Source organism: Bifidobacterium sp. LH_426 (assembly GCF_056356875.1).
Genome location: NZ_JBKEVB010000002.1, coordinates 103,024 through 116,576 on the forward strand (window position 1 = coordinate 103,024; position 13,553 = coordinate 116,576).

Sequence of the window (13,553 nt, forward strand, 5' to 3'; positions counted from 1 at the left end):
TGATTCCGTATGATTGGACCGTGCCGATTCGTGGAAACGCGTGTGTTCGTTCGTGTGCCGTGTTATACTCAAATTGTTCGAAAATATAACAAATGTGAGCAGAAGCGAACAGCGGCTCGCGCAGTCGAACCGCACGCCGCAAGGCTCTACAAGGCAATCGAAAGGCCAGATATGACAGTTCTCGTCACTGGTGGGTGCGGCTACATCGGCGCCCATGTCGTCCACGCTCTGCATGAGGCCGGTGAGAAGGTCGTCGTCGTCGACGATCTGAGCTACGGCAAGCCCACCCGCATCGAAGGCTCCCGCCTCTACGGCATGGACATCTCCGCGCCGGGCGCCGGCGAGCGTCTCGCCGAGATCCTCGACGCCGAAGACGTCGAGGCCGTCATCCACTTCGCCGCCCGCAAGCAGGTCGGCGAGTCCGTCGAGAAGCCGCTGTGGTACTACCAGCAGAACATCGGCGGCATGCTCAACGTGCTCACCGGCATGACCAAGTCCAAGAAGGCGAAGAAGCTCGTCTTCTCCTCCTCCGCCGCCACCTACGGCGTCCCGCCGGTCGACGTGGTCCCCGAGGACGTCGTCCCGATGCTCCCGATCAACCCGTACGGCCAGACCAAGCTGTTCGGCGAGTGGATGGCCCGCGCCTGCGAAGGCACCTACGGCATCCGCTTCTGCGCGCTGCGCTACTTCAACGTGGCCGGCTGCGGCCCCGTCGAGCTTGAGGATCCGGCCATCCTCAACCTCATCCCGATGCTGCTCGACCGCCTGAAGAAGGGCAAGGCCCCGCTGATCTTCGGCGACGACTACCCGACCCCGGACGGCACCTGCGTGCGCGACTACATCCACGTCTCCGACCTGGCCGACGCGCACCTCGCCGCCCTCAAGTACCTCGACCGCGACGAGCGCAAGTACGACGCCTTCAACGTCGGCACCGGCGAAGGCACCTCCGTGCGCCAGATCGTCGACGAGCTCAAGAAGGTCACCGGCCTTCCGTTCGAGGAGCACGTCCAGGGCCGTCGCGCCGGCGATCCGCCGCACCTCATCGGCTCCCCGAAGCGCATCAACGAGGAGATGGGCTGGCACGCCAAGTACAACGTGGAGGACATCGTCGAATCCGCGTGGCGTGCATGGCAGGCCAACCCGGAGCACCACATCGACGTCGAGAACTGGAAGCAGACCGACTGAGTCGCATGTGGCCGTATCGCGCCATCGTGTGGGGCGTGTCCGTTCGTCGGGCGCGCCCCACACGCGTTTCCGGGGCGGTTGCGTGTGCATTCGCCTGCGTGGGCGTCGTGTGCGGGTGGTTGAAATCGTTGCAATATAAGGCGACACGCCGTGATTTGCGCGATGCTTCGTTTCGAGTAATATATTCACTCGTTGCCTCACGGAAACGCGAGAAACAACGGCCGCGTAGCTCAGTTGGTTAGAGCGCCGCCCTGTCACGGCGGAGGTCGCCGGTTCAAGTCCGGTCGTGGTCGCTAGGATGATTAGGAGTCCGGTTTCGGGTTCATTGATTATCCAATGGCTCTGTAGCTCAGTTGGTAGAGCGAGCGACTGAAAATCGCTAGGTCAACGGATCGACGCCGTTCGGAGCCACCACGGAAACCCCGCAAGCACTGCTTGCGGGGTTTCGTTTATTTCTGTCTGAGGTTCCAGGGGTAGGCCTGGAATCCCCCTCAGTCGCGCTGCACGCGACAGCTCCCCCTGAAGGGGGAGCAAGGGGTTGGGGATGCGGGGAGCTTGATGACCGACGGGCGCTGCGGCGCGCCTGATTCCACATAGTGACCATATCGCGGTCGCTCGTCCGAAACGTGAACCGCATGGTGGTCGCTTGAACCGCCCCGCGTTTCAATGGTGGGCATGAGTGATACGAACAACGACGACGAACATATCGACTTCTATGTGGCGGGGCCGTTCTTCGACCCGGAACAGGCCCACAGCATGGAACGTCTCGAAGGCGTGCTGGAAAGCCACGGCAAGACGCTGTTCAAGCCGCGCTTCGCCAGTCAGATCGAGGAGGTCGGGCCGGAAGGCTGCTTCGCCGACGACATCAGGGGCATCGACGCCGCGGACGCCGTCATCGCGAACCTCATGGACGAGGACGCGGGCACGATGTTCGAAATCGGATACGCCTACGCATCGGGCAAGCCGGTGTACGGCTACCGTGACGAGCTGACGCCGATGGACCGCGTGAACCTGATGGTCGCGCAGGCCGTCAAGGCCGTGTTCAACGGCCCCGAGGATCTGGCGAAATACCTCGAGACCGGAGAACACGAGGAAGTGGACTACATCCAGTTCTGACGGGGCCGTTCTCTCCCTCAGTCAGCCTGCGGCTGACAGCTCCCTCATCAGAGGGAGCCAAGGGGAGGCCGAAGGTCACGCCTTCCACCAGGGGCGCAGCGGGTACCACTTGCCGTCCGGGTGGCCGGCGCGGTCCGGCCGCACGGCGAGGAACTGGTGGATCTGGATGCCGTCGAGCTCGAAGTTGAGCGCGCAGGCCGCCATGTACAGGCCCCACACCTTCGCCCGCTCGAAGCCGACCTGCTTCACCGCGTCCTCCCAATGCTCGGAGAGATTGCGGTTCCAATGGTGCAGCGTCAGCGCGTAGTGCTGGCGCAGGTTCTCCTGATGCACCACGTTGAACCCGGCGTCGTGGATGCACGATTCGATGAATCCGGGCGCGCCCAAGTCGCCGTCGGGGAAGATGTAGCGGTCGAGGAACTCGTCGGTGCCCGGCTTGCCGTCCGGCTTGTCGTGGCTGATGGTGATCTGATGGTTGAGCAGGCGTCCCATCGGCTTCAGGAGCTTGAACATCTCCTCGAAGTAGCTGCGGTAGTTCTTCACGCCCACATGCTCCATCATGCCGATCGAGCTGATGCCGTCGAAGTCGCGTTCGGGCACCTCGCGGTAGTCCTGCACGCGCACCTCGGCGAGGTCGGACAGGCCTTCGCGCTCGATCCATTCGTTCGCGTACGCCGCCTGCTCCTTGGAGAGCGTGACGCCGAGCGCCTTGATGCCGCGGCGTGCGGCCGCGATGACCATCGAGCCCCAGCCGCAGCCGATGTCGAGCAGACGCTGGCCGGGCTCCAGTCCGAGCTTGTCGAGGATCAGGCGCAGCTTGTTGGCCTGCGCGTCCTCGAGGCTCATGTCCTCGTTCTCGAACACCGCGCAGGTGTACGTCATCGAAGGCCCGAGGAAGTCCGCGTAGAACTCGTTGGACATGTCGTAGTGGAAGCTCACCGTCTTGGAATCGGCCTTCTCGGTGTGGGGGAGCAGCCCCTCTTTGATGCGGGCGAACTTGCTCGGCCCCTCGGTGGCCGGCACCGGCGGCCGCCTGAATCCGTGGCTCAGGATCCCGGCCGTCACGCGCGCCATCGAGACCGGCGTGATCGGCTTGACGTATTTCGCCATCGACACCATCGCGCGCATCGCCGGGTACGGGTCGGCGTAGTCGATGCCCTCCACGTCGAAGTCGCCGAGCACGTACGCGCGCACGACGCCGATCTCGTTCGGGTGTGCGAGCAGCTGGTACATGCAGTTCGGGCTGGCGATGCGCACCTTGAGCGCCGCATCGGCCGCGCCGAAATGCGAACCGTCGAACGCGTCCACCCTCACGGGCGCGTCGTCCCTCAGGAACAGTCCCACCATCTCGCCGACCGTCATCGATTTCCCGTTCGCCATGATTCACCTCCGGTACCGTGGCGGGAGATGGCGTCTCCCGCACGCGCGCTTGCGTCCGCGTGCACGCATAGTCGTGTGTCCGCGCGTCCTCGTGTGTCATTGCCGCACCATTCGAACCCCATGATGCAGCGCCCATGATAGTCCCGTGCGATGTGGCGGAAACGCCGGGGGAATGCATGGTTTCCGACGATGATGAGGAATCGTGCCCGGCAATGGTTGGGAACGCTCCCATCGGCGAGTACACTGGATGTCGTCGGGCGGTGCAGCGATGTACCGACCCACGGTAGTAAGGCAAAGACACAGCTTAAAGGAGAGCCTTATGGTCTATCGCATGATTTTCAACCAGACCGCGTACTTCGGTCGTGGCGCGATCAAGGAGATCCCGACCGTCGCGAAGCAGCACGGCTTCACGAAGGCGTTCATCGTCACCGATCCGGTCCTGCTCGAGACCGGCACCGCCGAGAAGGTCACCAAGGTCCTCGACGAGGCCGGCCTGCCGTACGAGGTGTTCTCCAACGTCAAGCCGAACCCGCCGGTCGAGTGCATCAAGGACGGCGTCGAGAAGTTCGCCGCCTCCGGCGCCGACTTCCTGATCGGCCTGGGCGGTGGTTCCCCGCAGGACACCTGCAAGGGCATCGGCATCATCACCGCCAACCCGGAGTTCTCCGACGTGCTGTCGCTCGAGGGCGTCGCCGACACGAAGAACCCGTCCGTGCCGATCTTCGGCGTGCCGACCACCGCCGGCACCGCCTCCGAGACCACCATCAACTACGTGATCACCGATACGGCCAACAAGCGCAAGTTCGTGGCCGTCGACCCGCACGACATCCCGATCGTCGCGTTCGTCGACCCGGATCTGACCGATTCGATGCCGCGCGGCCTCAAGGTCGCCACCGGCCTCGACGCCCTGACCCACGCGATCGAGGGCTACATCACGCCGGGCGCGTGGTCGCTGTCCGATTGCCTGTCGATGCAGACGATCCGCATGATCGCGAAGAACCTCGCCAAGTCCGCCGACGGCGACGTGCCGGCCGGCGAGCAGATGGCGTACGCCTCGTACATCACCGGCATGGCCTACTCGAACGTCGGCCTCGGCCTGGTGCACGGCATGGCCCACCCGCTGGGCGGCCGCCTGGGCGTCGCGCACGGCGTCGCCAACGGCATCCTGCTGGCCCCGGTCATGGAGTACAACAAAGACTACACGGGCGAGAAGTACCGCGACATCGCCGATGCGTTCGGCATCGAGGACGCCTACACGGGCGACCTCGAGAAGGTGCGCGAGGAGGCCGTGCAGGCCGTCCACAAGCTCACCGTGGATCTGAAGAACCCGACCAAGATCTCCGAGGTCGGCGCCACCGAGGCGGATCTCGCCCCGCTCGCCCATGACGCGTTCAACGACGTGTGCACCCCGGGCAACCCGCGCAAGGCCACCGAAGAGGAGATCCTCGCCATCTACAAGTCCCTGATGTGATGCGGCGCATAGGCCCCCTCTGACGAGGGGGCTCCCGGCGCAGCCGGGTGGGGGAGAGACAGCGGCCGCAGGCCGCGGGGAAACGGAATCGGCCTTCGGCCGATGCAATGTTCCCGCGGCCTGCGGCCGCTCTGCTTCTCTCCCTCCGTCATCGCTTCGCGATGACACCTCCCTCGTCAGAGGGAGGCAACACGGCTGGCCTCATATCGGCTCGCCTGTCGGCTCGCACATCGTCTGCAAACGCCTCAGGCGTTTGCTTCACGGCGATGCCCCGTCAGAGGGAGGGCCGGGACTACTCGTGCTTCTCGTCCCACTCCTCGTCGGTGGGGGTCTCGTCGTAGAGTTCGCGACCCTCCTTCTCGGCGAGCTCCATCTGCTCGTTGATCCACGCGGCTTCGGCCGGGTTGATGTCGGCCGAGTCGAGCACCTTCTGCCACACCGGGTAGAACAGGTGCATCGCCGGGTAGAGCGCGGTGAACAGGATCTCCGGCTTGTGCTTGCGCCAATGCTGCGGATGCGCGTCGAACGTGTTGCGGAACCGCTTCATGTAATTGCGGAACGACGAGAGCGACGTGTCCATGCGGCGCGCGCTCATGCCGGCGATCATGCGCGGCGAGTACACGGTCTTCAGGCCCTTGCCCATCAGATGCAGGGAGATGTCGATGTCCTCGTGCATCACGTCCGCCTTGTCGCGGCACACCTCGCCGGAGATCGCGCGCCAGGCGGAGGCGCGCAGCGCCATGTTCGAGCCGAACAGCAGCGGCTGGCCGCCGTCCGCCTTGTAGATGCGCCTGCGCAGCGAATTGTCGCCCTTCAATCCGAAATGGCGCGACGGCATGTCGTAGTACATGACCGGTCCGGTCGCGCCCATCGCCTCGGGGTCTTCGGTGAAGATGCCGGAGACGACCTCCACCCAGTCGGGCTTGATCATGCAGTCCGCGTCGAAACGGCCGAGCACGTCGCCGGTGGCATGGTCGAGGCCGTAGTCGCGCGTGGGGATGAGCCCCTGTTCGGCGTCCTGATGCATGAGCTTGATCGGCGCCTCGGGATGCTCCTTGATGAACCGTTCGACGATCTCGCAGGTGTTGTCGGTGGAACGGTTGTCCACGACGATGACTTCGTAGGGCATCACGGTCTGCCGGATCGTGTTGAGCAGGCAGTCGGCGATGCGTTCGGCCTCGTTCCAGGCCGGGATGACGATCGAGACGTTCAGCATGAAGCCCAAGGATAATGTCGCGGGCGTACACGGGCGGCGGCCGACGCGGCCATACACGCCGCCCGAAAGCGAACATCGGGTGAACGGTTCCGCCTATCGCACCCGACGCTACAATGGGGAGCCATGAATCAAAGCGTGCGTGACCATACCTCAGACGAGGACGCCGAACAGCGGTGGGATTTCGGTACCCTCTTCCCGTCGAAGGGGGACCCGCGCAAGCCTCCGGAATGGTTCAGCCGCGCGCTGCTCTACGTGGCCATCGCCGTCATCGCGTTCAACTTCTGCTTCCAGTCGTGGGGCAAGATCTCCTATCTCGTGCTCGACATCGTCATCTCGTTCTTCCTGGCGCTCGCCATCGAGCCGATGGTCGTCGCGCTCGTCAAGCACGGGTGGAAGCGCTCCGTCGCCTCGCTGGCCGGCCTGCTCACGGTGGCGCTCGTCATCGGCGTGCTGTTCTCCCTGTTCGGCAGCATGTTCCTCCAGCAGATGATCGCCATGATCTACGGCATCCCGGCCACCTACGAGCAGATCCGCTCGTTCGTCGTCGACCAGTTCTCGGTCGACATCCCGGACATGAACAATCTGGGCGCCGAACTGATGAAATCCGATCTGCTCAAGAGCTTCCAGACCTCGTGGGTGAGCGATTTCGCCGGCACCGCGATCAGCACGGTCGGCGGCCTGTTCTCGTTCCTGCTGCAGCTGCTCACCGTCGTGATGACCACCTACTACATCTCCGCCGCCGGCCCGAAGCTGCGCCGCTCGTTCTGCCAGTGGATGGCCCCCGGCATGCAGAAGCGGTTCCTGCTCGTGTGGACGGTCGCGCAGGACCAGATTTCCTCGTTCCTGTTCTCCCGTTCGATTCTCGCCCTGATCAACGCCACGTGCACGGCGATCTTCCTCGAAGTGCTCAACGTGCCCTACTGGCTGCCGCTCGCCCTGTTCTGCGGCGTGGTCTCCCAGTTCATCCCGACGGTCGGCACGTACATCGGCGGCGCGCTGCCCGTCCTGTTCGCCTGGGGCAACCGCGGGTGGACGTACGCGGTCGCGGTGCTCGTGTTCATCATTGTGTACCAGCAGATTGAGAACCTGATTCTCTCGCCGGTCATCTCCCGCCGCACGATGGACATCAACGAGGCGGTCGCGTTCCTCGCCGTGCTCGCGTTCGGCTCGCTGTTCGGCGCGCTCGGCGCGTTCCTCGCGCTGCCGGTCACCGCTTCGCTGCAGACCATCTTCCGCGTGTACACGCGCCGGTACGATCTGGTCGATTCGCCGTTGATGAACGATCCGGTGGGGCGTAAGTCGAAGGTGGTCGAGGCGTCCGAGGCGTTCAACGAGCACGTGCTGCACCCGATCGGCGAGCATATGCCGCGCGCCGCGAAGGGATCGACGAGCCGCGTGCCGATGAACGACGAGATCCGTCGCCTCCAGGAGCAGATCTACGCGATTCCGCACGACGGCGAGGACGGCGGCGACGGTCACGCGCGCACCGCCGACGAGGACGACTCCGCCACCGTGGCGATTCCGCAGGGCGTGCTGAAACCCGATGAACCCGATACCCCCGACAACCCCCGTGCGAGGTGGCGCTGATGGTCCTGCTCACCGTACTCGATATCCTGCTCGTCATCGTCGGCGGCGCCGGCATGGTCTACCAGGGGGCGTGCATCCTCATCTCCCTGTTCTCCAAGCCGGTCCGCTTCCCGGACGCCCCGATGGACAAACGCTACGCGGTGCTGATCTCCGCGCGCAACGAGTCGAAGGTCATCGGCAACCTCATCGACTGCATCCACGGGCAGACGTACCCGCGCGAGCTCATCGACATCTGGCTCGTCGCCGACAACTGCACCGACGACACGGCCGACGTGGTGCGCGCGATGGGATGCCACGTGGTCGAACGCCACAACGACAAGCTCATCGGCAAGGGCTACGCCCTGACCTACCTGCTCGACCACATGGTCGACGAGGGGCTGTCCGACACGTACGACGCGTACTTCGTGTTCGACGCGGACAACAAGCTCGACAAGCACTACTTCGAGGAGATGAACAAGGCGTTCCAGTCGGGCTTCCGCATCCTCACCTCCTACCGCAACTCGGTGAACCTCAACGACAACTGGGTCTCCTCCGGTTCGGCGCTGTGGTTCATCCGCGAATCGCGCTTCCTCAACAACTCGCGCATGCTGTTCGGCTCCAGCTGCCACGTGGGCGGCACCGGATTCATGTTCTCCAAGGAGGTCATGAAACGCAACAAGGGCTGGAAGTTCCACCTGCTCACCGAGGACCTCGAGTTCACGATGGACTCGGTGCTGCACGGCGACCGCGTCGGCTACTGCGGCACCGCCGTCCTCTACGACGAGCAGCCGGTCACGTTCGCGCAGAGCTGGCGTCAGCGCCTGCGCTGGAGCAAGGGCTTCCTGCAGGTGTTCCGGTACTACGGTCCGTCGCTGATCCGCCGCGCGGTGCGCGAACGCGACTTCTCCGCCGTCGACTTCACGCTGCTGCTGTGCCCGTTCACCGTGCTCGGCGTGGCCCGCGTGATCCTCGGCGCGCTGTTCGCCGCGTTCGGGTTCGTCTCGTGGTCGAGTCAGCTGGGCGCGCTCACCGGATGGGTGAACGGCATCGTCCTGTCCGTCCTCGGCATGATGGCGCTCGCCGGCCTGACGATCGTGGCCGAGCGCGGCCAGATCGGCGCGACCAACAAGGAGCTGTTCGCCTACGTGCTCGCGTTCCCGATCTACATACTCTCCTACGTCCCCATCTCCTTCCAGGCCATCTTCTCCAAAGCCCAATGGAAACCGATCCAGCACAAAGGCTGAGCCGTTAAGAAAACAGTCCGGTGGACTGTTTTTAGGCTCAGCCGAGCGGCGGCAGCCGCGAGGTGATGATGAGTCCGGCCGTAGGCCGGTCCATAATTGCTAATAAAAGGTGAGGTATGAACACGAACCCAGTCCGCAAGTCCCATCGCGTCGCCGTGTGCGCGACCTGCGTCGCGCTCACGCTCGCCGCGTGCGTCGGCTACACGGCCGCCGACGTGGCCGACGTCGCGCCGGGCCTGCTCACCTTCGCGCCCGTCGAGACGCGCACGTACCCCGACCCCGCCGCGACCGTCGCCGCCGGCACGGTCGTCGGCGACGTGGCCGTCGGCGCGACGATCGACAAGACGAAGGCCGAGGCGCTCATCAGGACGCTCGGCGAGGCGGACGGTGTCGGCGACGACTATTCGGTCGTGATCGCCGATGCGAAGGGGAACGTGGTCGCCGAGCATGAGGCGTCGACGCCGCGCCAGCCGGCGTCGACGACGAAGACGCTCACCGCGTTCGCCGCCGCAAGCACGCTGGAGATGGGGTCGACGCTCGACACCACGACCTACCTCACCCACGGATCCGACGATCCCACCGTCGTGCTCAAGGGCGGCGGCGACATGCTGCTCGGCGCGGGGGAGAGCGACGACACCCACGTCAACGGCCGCGCCGGTCTCGCGACGCTCGCGCGCGAGACCGCGGCCGCGTTGAAGGCGAAGGGCGTGACCTCGGTCGCGCTCGTCGCCGACGACACGTTGTTCGGCGACGACCGCACGCCGGACGGCATCGAGGAGAACAACGACGAGAACCGCTACTACACGCCGATCTCGTCGATGGCGATCGACGGAGGACGCGACTGGAGCGGCCTCAACGAGGAGGACGCCGACGATTTCGAGGAGTATCCGATGCTCTCCCAGGACACGGCGGCGGACGTGGCGGACACGTTCGAGACGCTCCTCGCCGGCGACGGCATCCAGGTCTCCGAATCGTCCGCCGCGACCGAATCGTCCGACCTGTCCGGCGCCACGCGTCTCGCCAAGGTGAGCTCGGCGCCGCTCAACGAGGTCATGGCGTTCATGATGCGCCATTCCGACAACACGCTCGCCGAGCTGTTCGCCCGTCTCACCGCGCTGAAGCTCGGCACCGGCGATTCGATCGACGGCGACGTCAAGGCCGTCACGAAGGTGCTCGCCGAACAGGGCGTCTCCACCGACGGCCTGCACATGACCAGCTGCTCCGGCCTCGCGCCCGGCACGACGCTCACCGTGAAGACGCTCGCCCAGGTGCAGTCGAAGTACGTCGATCCGGACGGCGGCGCGGCGGCCGCGTCCGAGGGCCTGGCGCTGCCCGGGCTCGTCGGCACCGTGAGGAACCGCATCGCCGATGATTCCGCGCTCGGGCTGCTGCGCGTGAAGACCGGTGCGCTGGGCGACGTGCGCGCGCTCGCCGGCAACGTGTCGCGCGTCGGCGGCGGCGTGCTCACGTTCGCGGCGATCGTCAACGATCCCGATGACGGCGCGGCCGCGAACAGCGCGCTCGACACGTTCGCCGCCTCCCTGACGAAACTCTGAATTCTCCCAGTTACCGCCAAGAAACACGTCACTCTCGTGTGCCAAGATGGGGTGCATGCGAATCGCTGACGTACAAGAAGACATCGACCACGAGCTGGTCAGTGCAGAGAAGATCCACGCCATCATCGAGCATGCCGCGGCGCAGGCGAGCGAGGACTACCAGGGGAAGGACCCGCTGCTCGTCGCCGTGCTCAAGGGGGCGGTGAACACGCTTGCCGCGTTCTCGCAGGCGCTCTCCATCCCCTGCCAGATCGACTTCATGAGCCTGTCCAGCTACGGTTCGGGCACCGTCTCCAGCGGCACCGTGACGATCCGCCAGGATCTGTCGACCGATGTTCGCGGTCGGCACATTCTCATCGTCGAGGATATCGTTGACTCAGGTCGTACGCTGGCTTGGCTGGTCGAGGAGCTGAAGCGGCGCGGGGCCGCCTCGGTGGAGATCTTCGCCCTGCTGGAGAAGCCCGCCCGCCGCGAGGTGGACGTGGACGTGAAGTACAAGGGGCTGGAGATCCCGGACGAATTCGTCGTCGGATTCGGCCTGGACTATGACGAGCGGTACCGCAATCTCGACTCGATCGCCGTGCTCAAGCCGGCAGTGTATCAAGGAGAACAGGCATGAGTTTCCCCCAGGGGCCCGGGCAGCCGAACAACGGCGGCAACGGCAACCCGTTCAACAATCCGTTCCGCCGCAACAACGATAACGGCAACAACGGCAACAAGCCGAACCGCAAGGGCGACAAGAACGGCGGCGACAAGCCGTTCTGGCAGTCCCCGTGGCTGTGGGGCGCCGTCGTGGTCGTGCTCGTCGCCATGATGTTCCAGATGTTCGCCGGCACCGGCGCGCAGACCATCGACACCAAGGACGGCCTGCAGCTGCTCAACGGCGGCCAGGTGACCTACGCGAAGATCGTCGACAACAAGCAGAAGGTCACGCTTGAACTCAAGAGCGACTTCAACAAGCAGGACCCGGACACCGGCAAGAACCACAACTACGGCGACAAGGTCCAGTTCTACTACACGTTCGCGCAGGGGCAGGATATCCTCAAGGCCGTCCAGAAGGCCGACCCGTCGAAGGGCTGGAGCGCCGACATCGAGCAGACCAGCATGATGAGCTACCTCATCACCTCGATCCTGCCGTTCGTGATCTTCTTCGCGCTGTTCTGGTGGCTGATGAGCCGCATGGGCGGCGCCTCCGGCATGCTCGGCATGGGCGGCAAGAAGAACAACGGCAAGCTGCTCGAAGGCCAGACCCCGACCACGAAGTTCTCCGACGTGGCCGGCGAGGACGAGGCGCTCGCCGAGGTCGAGGAGATCAAGGACTTCCTCAAGGACCCGTCCAAGTACAAGGCGCTCGGCGCGCGCATCCCGCGCGGCGTGCTCCTGTACGGCCCTCCCGGCACCGGCAAGACGCTGCTCGCGCGCGCCATCGCCGGTGAGGCGGGCGTGCCGTTCTACGCGATGGCCGGCTCCGACTTCGTCGAGATGTTCGTCGGTCTCGGCGCCTCCCGTGTGCGCGACCTGTTCGACGAGGCGAAGAAGAACGCCCCGGCGATCATCTTCATCGACGAGATCGACGCCGTCGGCCGCAAGCGCGGCTCCGGCATGTCCGGCGGGCACGACGAGCGCGAGCAGACGCTCAACCAGCTGCTCGTCGAGATGGACGGCTTCGACAACGACACGAACCTCATCATCATCGCCGCGACGAACCGTCCCGACGTGCTCGACCCGGCCCTGCTGCGCCCGGGCCGCTTCGACCGCCAGGTGGGCGTCGCCGCGCCGGACCTCGAAGGCCGCGAGGCGATTCTCAAGGTGCATGCGAAGGGCAAGCCGTTCGTCCCCGACGTCGACCTGCACATGGTCGCCGTGCGCACGCCGGGCTTCACCGGCGCCGACCTGGCCAACGTGCTCAACGAGGCGGCCCTGCTGTGCGCCCGCGCCGGCGCCCAGCTCATCGACAACCGCGCCATCGACGAGGCCATCGACCGCGTCCAGGCCGGTCCGAAGCGCAAGTCGAAGGGCATGGCCCTCGACGAGCTGCGCAACACCGCCTACCACGAGGGCGGCCACGCGCTCGTCGCCGCCGCGCTGCACAACACGGACCCGGTCACCAAGGTGACGATCCTGCCGCGAGGCCGCGCGCTCGGCTACACCGCCGTGATGCCCACCTCCGACCGCTACTCGCAGTCGCGCAACCAGCTGCTCGACCAGATGGCGTACGCGATGGGCGGCCGCACCGCCGAGGAGATCGTCTTCCACGATCCGACCACCGGCGCCTCCAACGACATCGAGAAGGCGACGAACATCGCCCGCACGATGATCACCCAGTACGGCTTCTCTTCGAAGCTCGGTGCGATCAAGTGGGCGGACGACGAGGACCAGAGCGGCGATCTGGGCAGCCTCGCGCCGCACAACTACTCGAACCGCACCGCCGAGGTCATCGACGAGGAGGTGCTCAAGCTCGTCGAGACCGCGCACACCGAGGCGTGGAACATCATCAACGAGAACCGTGACATCCTCGACGAACTCGTGCGCCAGCTGCTCGTCAAGGAGACGCTGAACGAGAAGGAGCTCGCCGCGATCTTCGCGCCGATCCGCAAGGCGCCGGTCCGCCAGGTGTGGCTGTCCGACGAACGTCGCCCCGACTCCGACCTGCCGCCCGTCGAGATCCCCGAATCGCTCAAGCGCTCGGTCGGCATGAAGCCGGGGGAGTGACGCATGGCCAGGCACGCGCAGAACATCTCCCTGCCGGACTCGCCGTCACCGGTCCGCGAGGTCTCCGACGCCAAGCCGTCCGGTGACGTCTCCCGCAAGCCCGGCAT

At 65.4% G+C, this 13,553-nt stretch carries 10 protein-coding genes and 2 tRNA genes; 10 read left to right on the top strand and 2 right to left on the bottom strand.

Features of this window, described 5'->3' with window-relative positions:
* Window positions 1-171 precede the first annotated feature (171 nt).
* From galE to AC1AYD_RS02780, 4 genes are all read left to right on the top strand, one after another.
* Window positions 172-1,185: a UDP-glucose 4-epimerase GalE gene (gene galE / locus AC1AYD_RS02765; RefSeq protein WP_476503099.1), complete on the top strand. Its 1,014-nt coding sequence runs from the start codon at window positions 172-174 to the stop codon at window positions 1,183-1,185.
* Window positions 1,186-1,404: 219 nt separating this feature from the next.
* Window positions 1,405-1,478: transfer RNA gene (locus tag AC1AYD_RS02770), tRNA-Asp, on the top strand.
* A 45-nt stretch (window positions 1,479-1,523) separates the two neighbouring features.
* Window positions 1,524-1,599: transfer RNA gene (locus AC1AYD_RS02775), tRNA-Phe, on the top strand.
* A gap of 261 nt (window positions 1,600-1,860) precedes the next feature.
* A complete protein-coding gene (locus AC1AYD_RS02780; RefSeq protein ID WP_476503100.1) occupies window positions 1,861-2,301 on the top strand; it encodes a nucleoside 2-deoxyribosyltransferase in 441 nt (146 codons plus the stop codon).
* Between the two features lie 75 nt (window positions 2,302-2,376).
* Here the strand turns inward: AC1AYD_RS02780 and AC1AYD_RS02785 are convergent, their stop codons facing one another.
* On the bottom strand, window positions 2,377-3,681 hold the full coding sequence (locus AC1AYD_RS02785; protein ID WP_476503101.1) for a class I SAM-dependent methyltransferase: 1,305 nt from the start codon (window positions 3,679-3,681) through the stop codon (window positions 2,377-2,379).
* Window positions 3,682-4,000: 319 nt separating this feature from the next.
* Here AC1AYD_RS02785 and fucO point away from each other — a divergent pair, with 319 nt between their 5' ends.
* Window positions 4,001-5,152 (top strand): lactaldehyde reductase, encoded by a 1,152-nt coding sequence (gene fucO / locus AC1AYD_RS02790; RefSeq protein ID WP_476503102.1) that lies wholly within the window; start codon window positions 4,001-4,003, stop codon window positions 5,150-5,152.
* A gap of 292 nt (window positions 5,153-5,444) precedes the next feature.
* On the opposite strand, the gene AC1AYD_RS02795 is transcribed toward fucO, so the two are convergent.
* Window positions 5,445-6,368 (bottom strand): glycosyltransferase family 2 protein, encoded by a 924-nt coding sequence (locus AC1AYD_RS02795; protein ID WP_476503103.1) that lies wholly within the window; start codon window positions 6,366-6,368, stop codon window positions 5,445-5,447.
* A gap of 123 nt (window positions 6,369-6,491) precedes the next feature.
* Here AC1AYD_RS02795 and AC1AYD_RS02800 point away from each other — a divergent pair, with 123 nt between their 5' ends.
* The 5 genes from AC1AYD_RS02800 to ftsH all read left to right on the top strand — a co-directional run bounded on the left by AC1AYD_RS02800 (window position 6,492) and on the right by ftsH (window position 13,446).
* Complete coding sequence (locus tag AC1AYD_RS02800; protein WP_476503104.1) at window positions 6,492-7,955, top strand: AI-2E family transporter; 1,464 nt, start codon at window positions 6,492-6,494, stop codon at window positions 7,953-7,955.
* Entirely contained in the window at window positions 7,955-9,178 is a 1,224-nt protein-coding gene (locus tag AC1AYD_RS02805; RefSeq protein WP_476503105.1) for a glycosyltransferase family 2 protein, read from the top strand. Before AC1AYD_RS02800 ends, AC1AYD_RS02805 begins: the two co-directional genes overlap by 1 nt.
* Before the next feature lie 116 nt (window positions 9,179-9,294).
* Window positions 9,295-10,734 carry a D-alanyl-D-alanine carboxypeptidase/D-alanyl-D-alanine-endopeptidase gene (locus tag AC1AYD_RS02810; protein ID WP_476503106.1) on the top strand — a complete coding sequence of 480 codons (1,440 nt, stop codon included), beginning with the start codon at window positions 9,295-9,297 and terminating at the stop codon, window positions 10,732-10,734.
* 55 nt (window positions 10,735-10,789) lie between these two features.
* Entirely contained in the window at window positions 10,790-11,353 is a 564-nt protein-coding gene (gene hpt / locus AC1AYD_RS02815; protein ID WP_476503107.1) for a hypoxanthine phosphoribosyltransferase, read from the top strand.
* A complete protein-coding gene (gene ftsH / locus AC1AYD_RS02820) occupies window positions 11,350-13,446 on the top strand; it encodes an ATP-dependent zinc metalloprotease FtsH (RefSeq protein WP_476503108.1) in 2,097 nt (698 codons plus the stop codon). The genes hpt and ftsH overlap by 4 nt, the downstream gene beginning before the upstream one ends.
* Window positions 13,447-13,553 lie beyond the last annotated feature (107 nt).